General features: G+C 68.1%; 17 protein-coding genes. 7 read left to right on the top strand and 10 right to left on the bottom strand.

What is annotated here, in order from left to right:
- Positions 1 to 29 precede the first annotated feature (29 nt).
- From urtD to N7I30_RS04065, 10 genes are all read right to left on the bottom strand, one after another.
- Entirely contained in the window at positions 30 to 953 is a 924-nt protein-coding gene (urtD, locus tag N7I30_RS04020; protein WP_491391644.1) for an urea ABC transporter ATP-binding protein UrtD, read from the bottom strand.
- Positions 950 to 2,113: an urea ABC transporter permease subunit UrtC gene (gene urtC / locus N7I30_RS04025; RefSeq protein ID WP_498636855.1), complete on the bottom strand. Its 1,164-nt coding sequence runs from the start codon at positions 2,111 to 2,113 to the stop codon at positions 950 to 952. The genes urtD and urtC overlap by 4 nt, the downstream gene beginning before the upstream one ends.
- A complete protein-coding gene (gene urtB / locus N7I30_RS04030) occupies positions 2,110 to 3,756 on the bottom strand; it encodes an urea ABC transporter permease subunit UrtB (protein ID WP_498636857.1) in 1,647 nt (548 codons plus the stop codon). Before urtB ends, urtC begins: the two co-directional genes overlap by 4 nt.
- Positions 3,757 to 3,850: 94 nt before the next feature.
- Complete coding sequence (gene urtA, locus N7I30_RS04035; protein WP_498636858.1) at positions 3,851 to 5,164, bottom strand: urea ABC transporter substrate-binding protein; 1,314 nt, start codon at positions 5,162 to 5,164, stop codon at positions 3,851 to 3,853.
- Positions 5,165 to 5,411: 247 nt separating this feature from the next.
- Entirely contained in the window at positions 5,412 to 5,618 is a 207-nt protein-coding gene (locus N7I30_RS04040) for a hypothetical protein (RefSeq protein ID WP_024349740.1), read from the bottom strand.
- Positions 5,619 to 5,785: 167 nt separating this feature from the next.
- Positions 5,786 to 6,595 (bottom strand): formylmethanofuran dehydrogenase subunit C, encoded by an 810-nt coding sequence (locus N7I30_RS04045; protein WP_498636860.1) that lies wholly within the window; start codon positions 6,593 to 6,595, stop codon positions 5,786 to 5,788.
- A complete protein-coding gene (gene fhcD, locus N7I30_RS04050; protein ID WP_498637127.1) occupies positions 6,592 to 7,491 on the bottom strand; it encodes a formylmethanofuran--tetrahydromethanopterin N-formyltransferase in 900 nt (299 codons plus the stop codon). The genes N7I30_RS04045 and fhcD overlap by 4 nt, the downstream gene beginning before the upstream one ends.
- Positions 7,492 to 7,514: 23 nt before the next feature.
- Positions 7,515 to 9,155, bottom strand: coding sequence for a formylmethanofuran dehydrogenase subunit A (locus tag N7I30_RS04055; protein WP_498636862.1), 1,641 nt, complete (start codon positions 9,153 to 9,155; stop codon positions 7,515 to 7,517).
- A 25-nt stretch (positions 9,156 to 9,180) separates the two neighbouring features.
- The gene (locus N7I30_RS04060; RefSeq protein ID WP_498636864.1) at positions 9,181 to 10,227 is read right to left on the bottom strand and encodes a hypothetical protein; all 1,047 of its coding nucleotides are present in this window, start codon (positions 10,225 to 10,227) and stop codon (positions 9,181 to 9,183) included.
- A gap of 166 nt (positions 10,228 to 10,393) precedes the next feature.
- Positions 10,394 to 10,765 (bottom strand): 4a-hydroxytetrahydrobiopterin dehydratase, encoded by a 372-nt coding sequence (locus N7I30_RS04065; protein WP_024349735.1) that lies wholly within the window; start codon positions 10,763 to 10,765, stop codon positions 10,394 to 10,396.
- Positions 10,766 to 10,844: 79 nt separating this feature from the next.
- Here N7I30_RS04065 and N7I30_RS04070 point away from each other — a divergent pair, with 79 nt between their 5' ends.
- From N7I30_RS04070 to fae, 7 genes are all read left to right on the top strand, one after another.
- Positions 10,845 to 11,816: a beta-ribofuranosylaminobenzene 5'-phosphate synthase family protein gene (locus tag N7I30_RS04070; RefSeq protein ID WP_498636867.1), complete on the top strand. Its 972-nt coding sequence runs from the start codon at positions 10,845 to 10,847 to the stop codon at positions 11,814 to 11,816.
- Positions 11,817 to 11,885: 69 nt separating this feature from the next.
- A complete protein-coding gene (locus N7I30_RS04075; protein ID WP_498636869.1) occupies positions 11,886 to 12,782 on the top strand; it encodes an NAD(P)-dependent methylenetetrahydromethanopterin dehydrogenase in 897 nt (298 codons plus the stop codon).
- Positions 12,783 to 12,786: 4 nt separating this feature from the next.
- Entirely contained in the window at positions 12,787 to 13,905 is a 1,119-nt protein-coding gene (locus N7I30_RS04080; RefSeq protein WP_498636871.1) for an ATP-grasp domain-containing protein, read from the top strand.
- Positions 13,902 to 14,873: a methenyltetrahydromethanopterin cyclohydrolase gene (gene mch, locus N7I30_RS04085; RefSeq protein WP_498636873.1), complete on the top strand. Its 972-nt coding sequence runs from the start codon at positions 13,902 to 13,904 to the stop codon at positions 14,871 to 14,873. Before N7I30_RS04080 ends, mch begins: the two co-directional genes overlap by 4 nt.
- A complete protein-coding gene (locus N7I30_RS04090) occupies positions 14,866 to 15,822 on the top strand; it encodes a RimK family alpha-L-glutamate ligase (RefSeq protein WP_498636874.1) in 957 nt (318 codons plus the stop codon). The genes mch and N7I30_RS04090 overlap by 8 nt, the downstream gene beginning before the upstream one ends.
- Entirely contained in the window at positions 15,819 to 16,679 is an 861-nt protein-coding gene (locus tag N7I30_RS04095) for a triphosphoribosyl-dephospho-CoA synthase (RefSeq protein WP_498636876.1), read from the top strand. The genes N7I30_RS04090 and N7I30_RS04095 overlap by 4 nt, the downstream gene beginning before the upstream one ends.
- 238 nt (positions 16,680 to 16,917) lie before the next feature.
- Entirely contained in the window at positions 16,918 to 17,427 is a 510-nt protein-coding gene (fae, locus tag N7I30_RS04100) for a formaldehyde-activating enzyme (protein ID WP_009210870.1), read from the top strand.
- Positions 17,428 to 17,494: the final 67 nt, after the last annotated feature.

The following is a 17,494-nucleotide window of genomic DNA, read 5'->3' on the forward strand; positions in this document are numbered from 1 at the left end:
TGGTCAGGTCTCGGCTCGTGTGGTGCATCTCAGCGGCCAAGATACACCTCAACGACGCGCGGATCGGCGGAGACATGGTCGAGCGTACCTTCGGACAGCACCGAGCCCTCGTGCAGGCAGGTGACCTTGACGTCGAGGGCGCGCACGAAATGCATGTCGTGCTCAACGACGACCACCGAACGGGTGCGGGCGATCTCGCGCAGGAGCCGCGCCGTCTCCTCGGTCTCGGCGTCGGTCATGCCGGCCACCGGTTCATCCACCAGCAGGAGTTCGGGATCCTGCGCCAGCAGCATGCCGATCTCCAGCCACTGCTTCTGGCCATGGCTGAGATCGGCCGCCAGTGTGCCCGCTTTGGCGGTCAGCCGCGTCGTCTCCAGAATGTCGGCGACCGTCTGGCGTTCGCCGGCACTGTCGCGGTGCAGCAGCGCGGCGAAAATCGAGCGCGAGCCGGCCATCGACATGCGGATGTTGTCGGCCACCGTATGGCTCTCGAAGACAGTCGGCTTCTGGAACTTGCGGCCGATGCCCATATTGGCGATCGCGGCCTCGTCCTGCTTGGTCAGGTCGACATCGCCGGCGAAATAGACCTCGCCCTCGTCGGGCCGGGTCTTGCCGGTGATGATGTCCATCATGGTGGTCTTGCCGGCGCCGTTCGGGCCGATGATCGCCCGCATCTCGCCCTTCTGGATGACCAGCGAGAGATTGTTGATCGCCTTGAAGCCGTCGAAGCTCTTGGTGACCCCGTCGAGATAGAGCAGCGTGTCGCGCCGCGCCTGGCCGAGGGCTTCGCGCTCGGCCAGCAGGGCGGCGCGCTGGGTGGCGTAGGGATGCGGCGAGACGATCGGCGGCGCCGATGCCAATGCGGCGTCCGCATCACCGGCGTGAGCGGCCGGCCCGCCTGTTGGGTCCGTGGTCTTGTCGGGAGCGTCGGTCATCTGGTCCATCATGGTCATTCCGCCGGTCCCGGCGCCGGCACGGGCGTCTTGTCGACCGCCTCGCCCTTCTCGCGGTCGGCATCGCCGCGCCGGGCACGCCAGGCGTTCCAGCCATGGTCGATGGTGCCGACGATGCCGCGGGGCAGGAACAGGGTGACGAAGACGAACAGGCTGCCGAGGACGAAGAGCCAGAATTCCGGCGCGATGGCGGTGAAGATGCTCTTGCCGAAATTGACCAGCAGCGCCCCGATCACCGGGCCGATCAGCGTGCCGCGGCCACCGACCGCCGCCCAGACGACGATCTCGATGGAATTGACCGGGGCGAACTCGCCGGGATTGATGATGCCGACCTGCGGCACGTAAAGCGCCCCGGCAATGCCGGCCATCACTGCCGAGACGGTGAAGGCGAAGAGCTTCACATGCTCGGGCCGCCAGCCGATGAAGCGGGTACGGCTTTCGGCGTCGCGCACCGCCACCATCAGCTTGCCGAGCCGCGAGCGGGTGATCCAGCCGACGATGACCACGGCCACCGCCAGCGCGATGCAGCTCGCCGCAAAGAGGCCGGCGCGGGTGGTGTCGGCCTGCAGCGAGAAGCCGAGCAGCTCCTTGAAGTCAGTCAGGCCGTTATTGCCGCCGAACCCCATGTCGTTGCGAAAGAAGGCCAGGAGCAGCGCATAGGTCATCGCCTGGGTGATGATCGACAGATAGACGCCGGTGACGCGGCTGCGGAAGGCGAAATATCCGAAGACGAAGGCGAGAATGCCGGGGGCCAGCACGACCATCAGCGCAGCGAACCAGAACTGGTCGAAGCCGTACCAGTACCAGGGCAGCTCCTGCCAGTTCAGGAACACCATGAAGTCCGGCAGCACCGGATCGCCATAGACCCCGCGCGAGCCGATCTGGCGCATCAGATACATGCCCATGGCATAGCCGCCGAGGGCGAAGAAGGCGCCATGGCCGAGCGACAGGATGCCGACATAGCCCCAGACCAGATCGAGAGCGAGCGCCAAGAGCGCGTAGCAGACATATTTGCCGAAGAGCGGCACCGCATAGGACGGCACATGCAGCGGATGGCCGACCGGCAGCCAGAGATTGGCCAGCGGCACGAGGATCGCCGCCGCCAGGATCACGGCGACGAGGATGAAGATGCGGGGGCCGAGGAAGCGCGCGAGAATCATGCGTCGACGAACCTCCCCTTCTGGGCGAACAGGCCGCGCGGCCGTTTCTGGATGAAGAGGATGATCAGGACGAGCACGATGATCTTGCCGAGGACGGCGCCGGCATAGGGTTCGAGGAACTTGTTGAGGACGCCGAGGCTCATCGCCCCGACCAGCGTGCCCCACAGATTGCCGACCCCGCCGAACACCACCACCATGAAGCTGTCGATGATGTAGCCTTGGCCGAGGCTCGGCGAGACATTGTCGATCTGGCTGAGCGCGACACCGGCGACACCGGCGATGCCCGAGCCAAGTGCGAAGGTCATGGCATCGACCCAGGGGGTACGGATGCCCATGGCCGAGGCCATCTTGCGGTTTTGGGTTACGGCGCGCATCTGCAGGCCGAGCGGCGTGCGGTTGAGGACGGCGAGCAGCGCCAGGAAGACGACCAGCGCGAAGACGATGATCCACAGCCGGTTCCAGGTGATCGACATCAGCCCGACATCGAAGGCGCCGGACATCCAGTCGGGATTGCCGACCTCGCGGTTGGTCGGGCCGAAGACGGTACGCACCGCCTGCTGCAGGATCAGCGAGACGCCGAAGGTCGCCAGGAGCGTTTCCAGCGGTCGGCCGTAGAGAAAGCGGATCAGGCCGCGTTCCATGACGAGACCGACGAAGCCGGAGACGAGGAAGGCCAGGGGCAGGGCGATGGTCAGCGACCAGGGAAACAGCCAGGGCGCCGAGCTGCGGATCGCCTCCTGCACCACGAAGGTCGTGTAGGCGCCCAGCATGACCATCTCGCCATGGGCCATGTTGATGACGCCCATCACACCGAAGGTGATGGCCAGCCCGATGGCGGCGAGCAGCAGCACCGAGCCGAGCGACAGGCCGTACCAGACATTCTGCATCTGGTTCCAGAAGGCGATGTTGGCCTCGATGCCGGCAATGGATTCGCGCGCCGCCTCGCGGGCCACCGGATCGTCGGTGGCATCGGCGAAGATGCGCAGCATGTTCAGCGCCTCGCGGTCGCCGCGCGTCTGCAGCGCCTTGGCGGCCTCGGCCTTCTCGGCGGCCGGGCGGTCGGAGGCGAGGATCGCGGCGGCGCGCGCCTCTTCCAGCCGGGCGAGGACGCCGGCATCGGTCTCGGCGGCGATGGCTGCCTCGAGCGGGCCGATCATCTCGGGGTCGGCGTCGGAAAACACGGTGCTGGCGGCCCGCAGCCGCTGGGCGGGATCGGCGGCCCGCAGGGTCAGGGTGCCGAGGGCGGCCGTGACCGCGTTGCGGATCGAATTCTTGATGCGGACCTTGGTGACGTCCGCCTTGGCAACGGTGCCGGCGGCCTCGCCGGTGATCGGATCGGTGAGGACCATCTCGTCGCCGCGCGCCATGGCGACGAAGACGGCCTCGTCGCTCTTGCGCCAGTAGAGGTCGCCGTCACGCAGGGCCTTGAGGGCGGGCGCCAGCGCGGCATCGCCGCTGGCCGCCGCTTCCGCGATCACCGCCTCGGTCGCGCTGAAGCTCTGCTTGCCGCCGAATTTCTGGACGATCGTGGCCGGGTCGGCGCCCTGGGTCCATGCTGGCTGCGCCGCCAGAAGTCCGGCCGCCAGCAGGAGACCCGCGACCAGCATGAGACCGGTCCGGCATCGCTCGAAGAACTGTTGCATCACATCCCACCTGAGGGCCGCTGGGGGACGGGGACGGTCGCCTGGGACCGCCCCCGCCGGGTTCGTCTTGGGAGGACGAAGGTGTCGGACCCGGTTACTTGGCTTCCGCCGAAGCGCCGCCGCAGGTCTCGGTCTCGGTGTTGTAGTTCCCGCAATTGATCGGGTCGGTCCAGTCGGCGGTCAGCTTCTTGGATTCCGGCAGGAAGTCGGACCATGCGTCGCCCGGCACCAGCTCTTCGGTCTCGGAGACGATGTCGAACTGGCCCTCGTCGTTGATCTCGCCGATCAGCACGGGCTTGGTGATGTGGTGGTTGGCCAGCATGGTGGACATGCCGCCGGTGAGGTTCGGCACCTCGACGCCCGGCAGGGCGGCGATGACCGCGTCGGCCTCGGTCGTGCCGGCGGCCTCGACCGCCTTCACCCACATGTTGAAGCCGATATAATGGGCTTCCATCGGGTCATTGGTGACGCGCTTGTCGTCACCGATGAAGGTCTTCCACTTCTCGATGAACTCGGCATTCTCGGGCGTATCGACCGACTGGAAGTAGTTCCAGGCGGCGAGATGGCCGACCAACGGGCCGGTGTCGATGCCGGCCAGTTCTTCCTCGCCGACGGAGAAGGCGACGACCGGAATGTCGGTCGCGGCGATGCCCTGGTTGGCGAGCTCCTTGTAGAACGGCACGTTGGCGTCGCCGTTCACGGTCGAGACGACGGCGGTCTTCTTGCCGGTCGAACCGAATTCCTTGATGGCCGACACCTCGGTCTGCCAGTCGGAGAAGCCGAAGGGCGTGTAGTTGACCTTGATGTCCTGGGCGGCGACGCCCTTGTCCTTGAGATACTGCTCGAGGATCTTGTTGGTGGTGCGCGGATAGACGTAGTCGGTGCCTTCCAGCACCCAGCGCTCGACGCCTTCCTCCATCAGATAGTCGACGGCGGGGATCGCCTGCTGGTTGGGCGCGGCACCGGTGTAGAAGATGTTGCGCGAGGATTCCTCACCCTCGTACTGGACCGGGTAGAAGACGACCGTGTTGAGTTCTTCGGCCACCGGCAGGATCGACTTGCGCGACACCGAGGTCCAGCAGCAGAACACCGCCGCGACGTCCTGGGCCGAGACGAGGTCGCGCATCTTCTCGGCGAAGAGCGGCCAGTCGGAGGCCGGATCGACCACGACACCTTCGAGCGGACGCCCGAGCAATCCGCCCTTGGCGTTCTGCTCCTCGATGAGCATCAGCATGGCGTCCTTCAGGGTGGTCTCTGAAATCGCCATCGTGCCCGACAGCGAATGCAGGATGCCGACCTTGATCGGATCGCCGGACGGCGCGTCCTGCGCCACGGCACCGGTCAGTGCGACGCCGCTCATCGCGGTCGCGGCGACGGCGCCACGAAGCCAATTGATAGGTGATGTCATTCACGCTCTCCAGTTGACAGGTCCCGCTCTCAGCGACGGGCTCCGTTCACACAGGGAGCAATCCCCGTGCCAGACTGGTGACGAGCGAACGACAGGCGGGGAACGCGGCCATCCGGCGGGTGAAGCCACCGGTTGCGCGACCAGCCTGCCCTTGGGTCAGATCAAATCTGCCTCTATTTTGTTCAATGCCTGGTTTTTCATCGCAGTGAGCAACGCGGCAGCAGGCGGGATCTGATGCGCTGTCCGCTCAGATCGCTTCCTTGCGATCTTCCGGCCAGTGGCACTTCCAGCTCTTGATCGTCCATTGCGGATGATCGCCGGCCCAGGCCGCGACATAGGGCGTCGACAGCATCATGCATTGCGCCAGCGAGCCGCGGCTCTGGTAGGTCAGCCGCTCTTCCCGGCAGTTCGACGGGTCGCTCACCATGCAGACGGTCAAAATCAGGTCAATCATCGTCTCGGCCGTTTCCTTCCTGGGGGATCCGACGGTGCCCGGTCGAACTGGATACGCTCTTCACATACGCAGCGATGCTGCATCCGGATGCAGAACTAGCGGCGCCCTCCGGCAAGTCAGCAGAGCGGTGGCGCCGTGTCGCATGGCAATTGTGCAGTCTCGCCGCCTCACAGCGGCAGGAAAATCTCGCCCATGCCGAGCACTGCCGTGTCGCCGCCGAGCCGGCGCATGGGCGCGCCATCGAAGGGCACCGGGCCGGCGGATCCCGCGGCGATATCCCGGGCCATCAGCTTCAGGATCAGAAGGTCGGCCGGGCCGTTGTCGAGGAAGGTCGGCGACAGGCGCTCGACCCCGCCGGGCAGGATCAGCGTGCCGCGCTTCATCATCCGGCCGGGCACGCCCGCGGCGCGGCCGCCGGCGATCAGCGTGCCGGCGATCATCCGGCTGGCGGCATTGGTGCCGAGCGCGCCCGCGACGACGATGGTGCCGCGCCGCATGCGATCGGCCGCCCGTTCGCCGGCCGCGCCGCCGACGCGGATCGTGCCACCCGACATGCCCGCCATCTCGCCGGCCAGCGGACCGCCGAGAAAGTCGCCGGCATCGCCCTCGATGCGCAGCTCGCCGCCGCTCATGGCCGAACCGGCGAAGCCGCCGGCCGAGCCCGTCACGGTCAGCCGTCCGGCGCTCATCACCCGGCCGGTCCGCCAGCCGGCGTCGCCTTCGACATGGATCTCGCCGCCGTCGAGCCCCTCGCCGATCCGGTCGAAGCGGTGCGAGCCACCCTCGAAGCGCAATTGCGCAGGATCGTCGCCCGACACGTCGAAAAGGTCGCCGACGGTGACCAGCCAGCGGGTCGTGCCGATCGGCAGGGAGGCGATCTGGGTCGTGGTGAGGCCGGCAAGGCGCGACGGGATCAGGGCCGACAGGTCGATGCGCTGGTCCGGTTCGGCCCGCTTGCGGAAGGTGAGCCCGCTCATGGCGCCAGCTCCTTCAGAAGGAAGTGATGCGGCCCGAGATTGCCGCCGTAATTGCCGGCGCCGATCCGCAGGGCGCCCTTCTCCGGCCCGAGATCGACCGCCGCCTTCAGCCCGGCGCGCATGGCGTCGGCCACGGCCTCCTTCGACAGACCGTCGATGACGATTTCCAGCACCGAACCGATATCGGGCGTCAGAGCCGATGGGGTGACGCCCTTCAGGGTCGGGCAATAGGCATCGTTGGTGGAGGCCATCATGCCCTTGTACTTGCCGCCGACCTTGGAACCGGAGCGCACGATCCCGCCGGGAAACGGCATGATCGCACCGGGCACCTCACGCATCGCCTCCAGCGCTGCCTCGGCCGCCGCCAGCGCCTGTGCGCTGGTGCGGGCCATGAACAGGAGATTGCCGCCGCCGACGCCGTCGCCGGTCATGCCGGTCGTCGCCTCGCAGAGGAATTCGCCCTCCATCACCGGCATGCGCCAGAAATGCCGACCAGCGAATTTCTTCGAGATCTGCCAGCCATCGGCAAAATAGCGGATGGCCGAGCCGAGATCGATCTGCGTTTCGCTGTCGAAATCGGCGTAGCAGGCCGAGGACGGGCTGGTGAGAATGCACTGGCCGAGCCGGGTGCCGAGCTGCTTGGCGAGGCCGTCCTTGTCCATCGAAAACAGGAGAATGCGCACGCCGGGCCGCCCGTCGCGGGTCTCGCTTGCCGGCACGACGCGGTCGATGCCGGCTTCGCAGCCGCAGGCGATCACCGAGGTGGCGAAACCGGTGAAGGAGCGCGCGGCCTCCATCGCCCATTTCTCGGAATCGGCGGTGACCTGGATGGCCGTTCCGCTCATTGGAAACGCTTCGGCGAAGGTGTCGTCGATGACGACGCCATTGCGGGTCATCGCCGTGGACGGCGCGTCCTGTGTCACGTCCGGCATGGCATCACCTTGAACGGATCCTCTTGGCCGATGGCAAAGTCCGGTACCTCGAACCAGCGCGACGGCAGACCGAAGCGTTCGTCGAAATAGCGGTCGAGGCGCTTGGCCATCGCCTTGTCCGCCTCGGGCCGGACCGTCAGCGTGCGGCCCTTCGTGCGGTTGATGACGGTGCCGTCCTTCACCACCAGCGTTCCGTCCTTGAAGACATAGGCTGCGCGCCCGAACATCTCGGCCTTGTCGTGGCCCGGACGGTAGATCGCCACGTCCCCGACCGCCCCTGCCCCCAGATGCCCGCGATCGGATGTGCCGAGCAGGCGGGCCGGCGCGGCGCGGGTCATCGTCGCGACCTCCCGCAGGGTGTATTCGCGGGTGATCTCCGGCAGGCTGGTCATCCGCACCACCGATTTCGGCAGCGCGTCGAGCCAGAGCTGGCGCACGCCACGGTCCATCAGCAGCGCGAAGATGTCGGGGTAGCTGGTGAACGGCGCGCCATTGGGATGGTCGGTGGTGAAGAACACCTGCGACGGGTCCTCGATCAGGAGGAACAGCTCCAGCCCGATCGCCCATTGCAGCGCGTTGAAGAAGCTCTTCTGCTTGTATTCCATCGGCACCACGCCGCCGCCATTGGCCTCGTGGTCGAAGATGATCGTCTTGCCGGGGCTCGCCTGCGGCCGGCCGGCGAACTGGCGCATCTCGTCCGAGGAGATCGTCACCGTCTGGCCGAACATCACCTGGCCGATATCGACCGTGACCTCCGGGGTCCGGTTGACGAGATCCGCCAGTCGCTGCCCGACGGAGGAAAAGCCGCGCCTGCCCTCGGTGCCGTAGCCGTAGAACTGGATATGGGCGAGATGCATCGGCAGGCCCTCGGCCGCGCCGATGGTCGCCTCGGCCGACGAGGCGGAATCGCCGGGCACGCCGAGATTGTTGCAATGGACATGCAGCGGATGCGGGATGCCGAGCCCGTTCACGGCGCCCTGCAGCGTCTTGACGATCTTGCGCGACGAGACGCCGTAATCGGGTACGATGTCGTCGAAGTCGAACTTGCGGACATTCTCCTTGAAGGCCGCGGAGCCGCCGGCATTGATGCATTTGACGCCGAGCGCCCGCGACGCCGAGACCGTCCAGGCGACATAGTCGGCAATGGCGCTCTCGCTCTCGCCGTCGCGGATCATCGCCATCAGGAAATCGTCATTGCCGAGGACGACGAGCGTCGCCTTGTCGATGATCGGGATATCGGCGAGCTCGAGATGGGAATGCAGCGCCGAGGACGGCGCCATGGCGGGCTCGACCACAGTGGTGAACCCCATTTCGGCGTAGCGCAGGCCGGTTTCCTCGGTCGTCCAGCCGACCTTGGACAGCCCGGTCGCGCCCGGCCGCGACCGGAAGGCCCGGTGATATTCCGGCAGCAGCAGCCGCGCCGTGTTCACGTGACCGCTGGCGATGTGGGAATGGATGTCGATGGCGCCCGCCATGACGATCAGCCCCTTGCAGTCGATCGTCTCGTCGGGCCGGCGACCGTCCGTCGGCGCATCGACGACGACACCGTCGGCGAGAAACAGATCGCCGACCGCGTCCCGGTCGTTGGCCGGGTCGACGACATGGCCGTTCTTCAAATGCGTCAGCATGCAGACGCCCCTTTCCATCCGACGATCATGCTGCCGCTTCCGTCGTCGTCTGTCCCAGATGCGCGGCGATCGCCGCAAGGACGGCCGCCGCCGTCATGCGCCCGACGTCGTCCTCGCCCGCCTGCGATGCCGCGACCGGCACGAAGCCGCCGAAGCGATTGTCGTAGAGGACGCTGTCGTGATCGCGGCCGGCGGTCGCCACGGCGAAGGCGATCTTCGGCGGATGGGTCCAGTCGGTCGCCTCGCCGCACAAGGCGACGATCGGCACCCTTCCCGACCACTCCGGTTCGATCTCGTCCTGGCCGTCCAGCGCGGCGACATGCACCGCCATATCCACCTCGCCATCGGCGATCAGCCGTTCGCCGCGATACAGATGCGGATCGTGGTCGGGGTAGCCGCGGCCGAAACCGCTGCGCAGCGGAAAGCCGGTCGCCCAGGTGGCGGCCTGTGCCGCGGCAAAGGCCTGATCGCTCCGCAGCATCGGCAGGCTGGTGAAACGGGTCTCGGCGTTCAGGTCGAAGACAAGGCCCGCCAGCATCTCGATGGTGAGGCTGTCGAGGCTGGCCGGCGCGAAGATGGCGCAGCCGAACTTTGCCTCCTTCAGCCATTCGGCAACGAATTGCACGGTTGGCGCGGGCAGCGGCCCGTCGCCGTGCTGGTGCCCGGCCAACTCGGCGCGGATTGCCGACAGCGCGTCGAGGAGATCGTCGCCGGCGCAGTCGATGCCGTGCAGCGCGACCGATTCCGGCAGGTCCGGCATGTCGTCGCCGGCGCCCAGCCACAGAACCTGTCGCTCGACGCCGCGGGTTGCTTCGCCGAGATCGGGTTTTTCCTCGAAAAGGTAGTCCGGCATGTCCGGCGCGTCTTCGAACGCGTCGTCGCCGATCACCAGCACGCGGTCGGCGCGGCGCCGGACCTCGGACGGTGCGGCCAGCATCATGCCGCTGTCGCGCATTGCCGAAATCAGGGGGTAGATGCCGTTCGAGGCGGCATGATCGATCGCCCCGCCGGCGATCTGCGCCAGGGCGACCGCGGCCTTGATGCCTGCGACATCGGTCGAAAGTCCGGTCACGAGAGGCAGGCGGCTTCGGCCGATCAGCTCCGCCGCTGCGGACACAGCCTCCTGTGTGGACGCCGGTTTCCCGTCGATCCATGCGTTCTGCAAAACCATTCGCTTTCTGTGCCCGTGATGCAAACTACAGCCTTGGCGGCGAAGATCAAATCCCCGCCGGCAGGTCTCAGCTCTTGTCGTATTTGATATAGGCGAAGCGCGGATCGTCCGGCGTGCCCGACAGCGGCCCGTCCTCCTTGCCCGGCTGCCACATGACCACCTGCTCGATCATCTTGGCGAGGGCGAAGTCCGAATCGGTGATCCCCTTGGCGGCGTGATTCACCAGCCGCACCTCGACCCAGGCATAGGAGGCAGTGATGTCGGGATGGTGGAATGCGGCCTCGGCCAGATGGCCGACGGCGTTGATCACCATCAGCGTGCCCTTCCAGCCCGCGGTCTTGTAGGTGCGGCGGATCCAGCCGTCCTCGAGCCGCCATGTCGGCAGCTCCGCCTCCAGTCGCTTGGTCACCTCGGCGTCGGAATAGGTCTTCGCTGCCATGGTTTTCTCCTCCACTACGCTTGCCCCATCGGTATTCGCCGCAATAATAGGGTGCGGGCACGCAAGTTCAGGGGACAAAGTGACAGACGACGTCGTCAACGTCTCGGCGCCCGCTCGCCTGCATCTGGGATTTCTCGATCCCGGCGGCCAGTCCGCGCGCCGGTTCGGCGGAATCGGCATGGCGCTGGAAGAACCCGCGACGCGGCTTTCCATCCGGCGGGCCCGGCAGGACCATGTCGACGGTCCGGAAGCGGGTCGCGCAGCCGCCTATCTCGACGACATGCGCCGGCATCTGGGCATCGGCGTCCGCCACGAGCTGACGATTTCGGACGCCATCCCGGCCCATTCGGGCCTCGGATCGGGCACCCAGCTGGCGCTGGCCGTGGCGACCGCCCTGCGTGCGCTGGAGGGGCTGCCAGCCGACGTCGCCGGCGACGCCGCACGGCTCGGCCGCGGCAACCGGTCGGGCCTCGGCGCCGCCTTCGTCACCGGCGGCGGCGTGGCGGTGGACGGCGGCAAGGGCGGCAGCGACATGCCGCCGCCGCTGATCGCACGGCTGCCGTTTCCGGACGACTGGCGCGTCATCCTCGTCCTCGATCCGAGCGATACGGGCTTTCACGGCGCCGACGAAGTCGCCGCCTTCGCGACACTGCCGGCCTTCCCCGAGGCGCAGATCGCGGAGATCTGCCGGCTGGTTCTGATGCAGGCCCTGCCCTCGCTGGCGGAGACCGACATTGCCGGCTTCGGCGCCGCCATAGCTACCATCCAGCAGATGGTCGGCGAGCATTTCGCCCCCGCCCAGGGCGGCGTCTTCACCAGCCCGGCGGTGGCCAGGGCCTGCGAGGCGCTGGCAGCGGCCGGCGCCCATGGCATCGGCCAGAGCTCCTGGGGCCCGACCGGCTTCGCCTTCGCCCCCTCGGCCCGCGAGGCCCGGCGCCTCGTCGCGGCGATCGGCGAGGCCGCCGCGGGGCTCGACATCCGCATCCTTGCGGGACGCAATCATGGAGCCGGCGTCGAACGCCGCGGGCTCCGACTGACGGGCACCGGCTAGCGGCGACAAGCCCTGGCACCGTCGCGGCCGACCGGCCCGGCGAACGCACATGCAGACCGGAGACTTTCCATGGCGCACAAGAACATCCTGCACATGATCACGCCGCAGAAGCACATCAGCCCCTTCGACGTGAACATGGCGCTCGACGCCGGCTACGATGCGGTGCTGCCCTATGAGAGCGTCGAGATGGCGGAGGTCGCCGACCTGGTTCAGGACGTGATCTTCTCGCGCCCGCCGGATCGCGGCGTGCGCTCGGCGGTGTTCTTCGGCGGCAATGATTCGGTGCTGGCGCTGGACATGATCGCGGCGGCCAAGGACGCGCTCGTGCCGCCCTTCGGCTGCAACATCATGGCCGATCCGTCGGGCTCCTTCACCACCGCCGCCGCCATGGTCGCCTGCATCGAGCGCACCCTGAAGAACCGCAAGCAGACGGCGCTGAAAGACGTCACCATCGCCGTCTTCGGCGCCACCGGCGTCGTCGGCTATTGCGCCGCCGTCATCGCGGCGCTGGAAGGCGCCAAGGTGAAGGTCGTCGGCTATGACGGGATCGAGCGAATCTCCAAACGCGCGGCCGAGATGAAGGAGCGCTTCGGCGTCGAGGTCCAGCCGGTCGACGGCTCGTCGAACGACAAGAACACCGCGATCATCGAGGACGTCCACGTCATCATCGCCGCCGCCAAGGCCGGCGTGCAGGTGCTCGGCAAGGACCAGATCCAGGGCGCGCCGAAGCTCCTCGTCGCGGCCGACGCCAATGCCGTGCCGCCGCTCGGCCTCGAGGGCATCGACGTGATGGACGACGAGGAACAGATCGACGGCACCGAGGCCTTCGGCATCGGCGCGCTGGCGGTCGGCCCGTTGAAGTCGAAGACCGAATCCGGCCTCCTGCAGCGCATGATCGAGGCGGAGGAGCCGCAGGTGCTCGACTTCCGCGATGCCTTCGCCCTGGCCCGCACCCTGGTCTCGTAACCCGATGGCACCGCGCCCCAGCATCCTCTGTGCCGCCTTTTCGGCGCGTCAGATCGCCGAGAGCGCCCGGCGTTCCGGCATCGACGCGCTGGCGGTCGACTTCTTCGGCGATCTCGACCTGAAGCAGTCGGCACTGGCGGCTGAGGTGCTGCATGGCGACTATCCCGACGGCTTCGACGGCGAGGAGCTGCTGACGATCCTTGGCCGGCTGGCCGACGGCCATGCGCCGATCGGCTTCGTTCCGGGCGCCGGCTTCGAGGACCGCACCGAGCTGTTGGAGCGGATCGGCACGCGCTGGCCGATCCTCGGGACCGACGCCGCCACGACCCGCCTGCTCAAAGACCCCGAGGCCTTCGCCGCGCTCTGCGCGAAGACCGAAATCGCCCATCCCGAGACCCGGCGCAGCGTTGTCGGCGATCCCGCCGGCTGGGTATCCAAGAAGATCGGCGGCGCCGGCGGCAGCCATGTCCGGCCAGCAAGCGATACGGCGCCCGACGCCGATCGCTATGTCCAGCGCAGGGTGACGGGCGAGAAATGGTCGGCGGCCTTCCTCGCGGCCGAAGGCCGGATCGCGATGCTGGGCTTCACCCGGCAATGGGCGGCCCCCTCGGCCGACGAGCCGTACCGCTATGGCGGCGCGGTGGGCCCGCTGGACCCGCCCGGCGACAGCGCCCCGGCCATGGTCGCGGCGCTGGAGCGGCTGGCGCGCGAAGTGCCGCTCACCGGCATCGCCAGCGGCGATTTCGTGCTGACGCCGGACGGGCCGGTGCTGCTCGAAATCAACGCCCGTTTCGGCGCGACCGTCGACATCTACGACCGAGACGACGCCCCGCTCCTGGCGCTGCATCTCGATGCCTGCCGGGGGCGCCTGCCGACGAGCGTTCCGCCCGCAGGCACCGTCCGGGCCTCGGGCCTTGCCTGGACCGACGTTGCGGTGACCCTGCCGGCCGATTTCGACTGGCCGGAATGGACCTACGACCGCACCCAGCCGCCGGCCGCGTTCGGTCCCGGCCAGCCGCTCTGCACGGTCGTTGCCGAAGCGGCCGACGCTGCGGCTGCCGAGTCCCTGTTCCACGCCCGCGTGGACGCACTGCATGAACGAACCGGGAGGATGGCCGCATGAGCCGTGCATCGCAATTGTCGGTCAACGGAGGCGTTCTCCCCCTGATCGAGACCCTGCAGCGTCGCGCGGCGGAACTGCGGATCGGCGTGTCCACCGGACCGGCCGGTGAAACGCTGATCGATGCCGGCGCGTCGGTGACCGGCAGCCTCGAGGCCGGCCGGCTGATGACCGAGATTTGCCTCGGCGGGCTCGGCGAGGTGACGCTCGGCTCCGCGCCCTATCTGCCCAACTGGCCGTTCACCCTCACGACGCGTAGCTCGCAGCCGGTCGTCGCCTGCCTCGGCAGCCAGTATGCCGGCTGGCAGCTCACCAGCGGCGAAGGCGACGCGGCCTATTTCGCCATGGGCTCGGGCCCCGGCCGGGCGCTGGCCGGCAAGGAGGCGCTGTTCAAGGACATCGCCTATGCCGATCAAAGCGACACGGCGACGCTGGTGCTGGAATCCGGCAGTCCGCCGCCGGAAGACCTCGTCCGGCAGATCGCCGCCGATTGCGGCGTGGCGCCCGAGAGGCTGACCATCATCTACGCGCCGACCCAGAGTCTTGCCGGCTCGGTGCAGATCGTCGGCCGCGTGGTGGAGGTGGCGCTCCACAAGGCGCATGAGCTGAAATTCGACCTGTCGCGGATCGTCGAGGGCACCGGCACGGCGCCGCTCAGCCCGCCGCATCCCGACTTCATCACCGCCATGGGCCGCACCAACGACGCCGTCATCTATGGCGGGCGCATCCTTTTGCATGTCACCGGCCCGGCCGCTGACGCCAAAGCGCTGGCCGAGAAGCTGCCGAGTTCGACCGCCAATGACTACGGCACGCCCTTTGCCGAGATCTTCCGGCGCTACGAGGGCGATTTCTACAAGATCGACCCGATGCTGTTCTCGCCCGCCGAAGTAGCGGTCGTGGCGCTGGAGACCGGCGAGACCTTCCGCGGCGGCGCGGTCGATCCCAAGCTGATCGACGCCTCCTTTGGCTGAGCCGGCGGCTCCCGGCGCATCCGGCGCCCCGCGCATCCTTCTGGTCTCGGCCGACCGGGACCGGCATGCCCGCGACCTGATCGCCGCCTTCGGCGCACTCGGCGCGACGGTGGTGCTGGCCGGCCTGTCGGAGATCGGCTTCGACACCGGTTCGGCAAGCGGCCTGCGCATTCCGCAATTCGACGACGACCTGCCGGACGCGGTCTGCCTGCGCACGATGGATGCGGGCAGCTTCGAGCAGGTCACCCGCCGGCTCGGCGTCCTCCACGCCCTGGCGCGCAGCGGCGTGCCGGTTTCCAACGGCCCGCGCGCCGTCGAGAACTGCGTCGACAAGTCGATGACCAGCTTCCTCCTGCACCGGGCGGGTCTGCCGAGCCCGCGCAGCTACGCGGTGGAGAGCCGCGCCGAGGCCGCGCGCATCCTCGCCGCCGAGCCCGGCCCGATGGTGCTGAAGCCGCTGTTCGGGGCGCAGGGCAAGGGGCTGAAGCTGGTGCGTGGCGCGGACGACCTGCCACCGGCCGGCGAGATCGCGGGCGGCGTCTATTATCTGCAACGCTATGCCGGGGTCGAGACCGGCGGGCGCTGGAACGACGTGCGCGTGCTGGTCTCGGCGGGCCGCGCCGTTGCCTCGATGCGGCGCGAGGCGGCGAACTGGATCACCAACGTCAAGCAGGGCGCCAACGCCGTCGCCATGCCGGCCGACCGCGAAATGGAAGAGCTTGCGATCGCCGCCACCGTTGCCGTCGAGGGGGATTTCTGCGGCGTCGACCTGCTGCGCGACGAGAGCGGCCGCGCCGCGATCATCGAGGTCAATTCCATGCCCGCCTGGACCGGGCTGCAGCGCGCCACCGGCAGCGACATCGCCGCCATCCGGGCCCGCGACGTGGTGGCGCTGGCCGAGGCCCGCCGCCGTCAGCGCCTGTCGCAGCCGCTGCCTCACGCCGTATGAGCCCTGCGCCCGACCGGATCGCCGCGGCCTTTCTCGCCGCCTGCCGGGCCGAGCTCGACGCGGCCAAGCCCGGCAATGTCCACCGCTTTGCCGGCGGCCACGGGATGCACGCCGACACCTTCGAGGCCGCCGCAAGGGCGACCGCGCCGTGGATCGCCCGGCATGATCTTGGGGTCGGCGCCCGCATCCTCGGCGCAACCCGCGCCAGCTGGGAGGCCGTCGGCCTGAACGCCAATCTCGGCATCGTCCTCCTCTGCGCGCCCCTGGCGGCGGCCGCCGAGCGCCCTGAAGCCGACGGTCGCGATCTGCGCGAGGCGGTGGCGGATGTCCTCGCCCGTCTCGATGCGCAGGACGCGCAGGACACCTTCGCGGCCATCGCGCTGGCGACGCCCGGCGGGCTCGGCGAAACTCCCGAACAGGACGTGCGCTCTCCGCCGACTGTCGGCCTCGTCGAAGCGATGCGGCTGGCCGCCGATCGGGACCTCGTCGCCCGGCAATATGCCGACGGGTTTCGCGAGATCTTCGAGATCGGCCTGCCGGCCCTCGCCGCTCCGGACACCGCAGCGCAGGCGCCGGGAACCGGCCCTGCGCTCGCCGCCTATCTCGCCTTCGCATCGGTCTTTCCCGACAGTCACCTCCAGCGCAAATACGGGCTGAAGGTCGCCGAGACGGTGCGTCGACAGATGGCCGATCTCGCCGGCGATCTCGCGCACACGCAGGATCCGGACGCCCGTCTTGCCCTGGCGCTTTGCCTCGACGCCGCCCTCAAGCGCGACGGCCGCAATCCCGGCACATCGGCTGATCTGACGGTCGCCAGCCTTTTCGCGCAGAACCTTGCGGAAGCGCAACGGGAGTGATTGACTGTCGGCCGTAAGGGTCCATGTGACACCTTGACTATCTGGCTAACCGGTCCCGCGGGGGACGCCGCTAACAAGGATAGACGTATGCCGGTCGGGAGGCCGTCCGGCGACCGGGAGGGAGACGCGGTCGCGTGCTTTTGGAGGGCGCTGCCGAACATGTCTTTCGGGATCGTAAGTTCTTAGAGCCGGGCCGGCGGCAAGCCGCGTCAGGTTGGCACATTTGGAGGAATTGCTCATGGCAACAATCAACAAGGTCATGGTCGGCGAGTCGCTCGTCGGCGAAGGCAACGAAGTCGCCCATATCGATCTCATCATCGGACCCCGCGGGTCCGCCGCCGAGTCGGCGTTCTGTAACTCGCTGACCAACAACAAGGACGGCTTCACGACGCTGCTCGCCGTCGTCGCGCCGAACCTGCCGTGCAAGCCGAACACGGTCATGTTCAACAAGGTCACCATCAAGGGCGCCAAGCAGGCCGTCCAGATGTTCGGACCGGCGCAGACCGCCGTTGCGCGCGCCGTCGCCGATTCGGTCGAGAAGGGCATCATCCCGCAGGCCGAAGCCGACGACCTGTTCATCTGCGTCGGTGTCTTCATCCACTGGGAAGCCGAGGACGACGCCAAGATCCGCGACTACAACTACCAGGCGACGATGGAATCCATCGAGCGCGCCATCAAGGGCACGCCGACCGCCGCGGAAGTGGTCTCCAAGAAAGGCTCGGCGGCTCACCCGTTCGCCGGCGCTTAGACAAGGAACCATCCCGGGGGAGACGACAAGCCGGCGATGCCCGCCGGCCTCCTCCGGCGATTGGCCG

The organism is Aurantimonas litoralis (genome assembly GCF_026153195.1).
In the GTDB taxonomy this organism is placed as follows: Bacteria; Pseudomonadota; Alphaproteobacteria; order Rhizobiales; family Rhizobiaceae; genus Aurantimonas; species Aurantimonas coralicida.

Bases quoted from the DNA above. Each gene is read 5' to 3' on its own strand.
- urtA (WP_498636858.1), bottom strand. From the start codon at position 5,164: ATGACATCACCTATCAATTGGCTTCGTGGCGCCGTCGCCGCGACCGCG.
- fae (WP_009210870.1), top strand. From the start codon at position 16,918: ATGGCAACAATCAACAAGGTCATGGTCGGCGAGTCGCTCGTCGGCGAA.
- urtB (WP_498636857.1), bottom strand. From the start codon at position 3,756: ATGCAACAGTTCTTCGAGCGATGCCGGACCGGTCTCATGCTGGTCGCG.
- N7I30_RS04055 (WP_498636862.1), bottom strand. From the start codon at position 9,155: ATGCTGACGCATTTGAAGAACGGCCATGTCGTCGACCCGGCCAACGAC.
- N7I30_RS04080 (WP_498636871.1), top strand. From the start codon at position 12,787: ATGGCACCGCGCCCCAGCATCCTCTGTGCCGCCTTTTCGGCGCGTCAG.
- urtC (WP_498636855.1), bottom strand. From the start codon at position 2,113: ATGATTCTCGCGCGCTTCCTCGGCCCCCGCATCTTCATCCTCGTCGCC.
- N7I30_RS04095 (WP_498636876.1), top strand. From the start codon at position 15,819: ATGAGCCCTGCGCCCGACCGGATCGCCGCGGCCTTTCTCGCCGCCTGC.
- N7I30_RS04040 (WP_024349740.1), bottom strand. From the start codon at position 5,618: ATGATTGACCTGATTTTGACCGTCTGCATGGTGAGCGACCCGTCGAAC.
- N7I30_RS04065 (WP_024349735.1), bottom strand. From the start codon at position 10,765: ATGGCAGCGAAGACCTATTCCGACGCCGAGGTGACCAAGCGACTGGAG.
- urtD (WP_491391644.1), bottom strand. From the start codon at position 953: ATGACCATGATGGACCAGATGACCGACGCTCCCGACAAGACCACGGAC.
- N7I30_RS04075 (WP_498636869.1), top strand. From the start codon at position 11,886: ATGGCGCACAAGAACATCCTGCACATGATCACGCCGCAGAAGCACATC.
- fhcD (WP_498637127.1), bottom strand. From the start codon at position 7,491: ATGACCCGCAATGGCGTCGTCATCGACGACACCTTCGCCGAAGCGTTT.
- N7I30_RS04045 (WP_498636860.1), bottom strand. From the start codon at position 6,595: ATGAGCGGGCTCACCTTCCGCAAGCGGGCCGAACCGGACCAGCGCATC.
- mch (WP_498636873.1), top strand. From the start codon at position 13,902: ATGAGCCGTGCATCGCAATTGTCGGTCAACGGAGGCGTTCTCCCCCTG.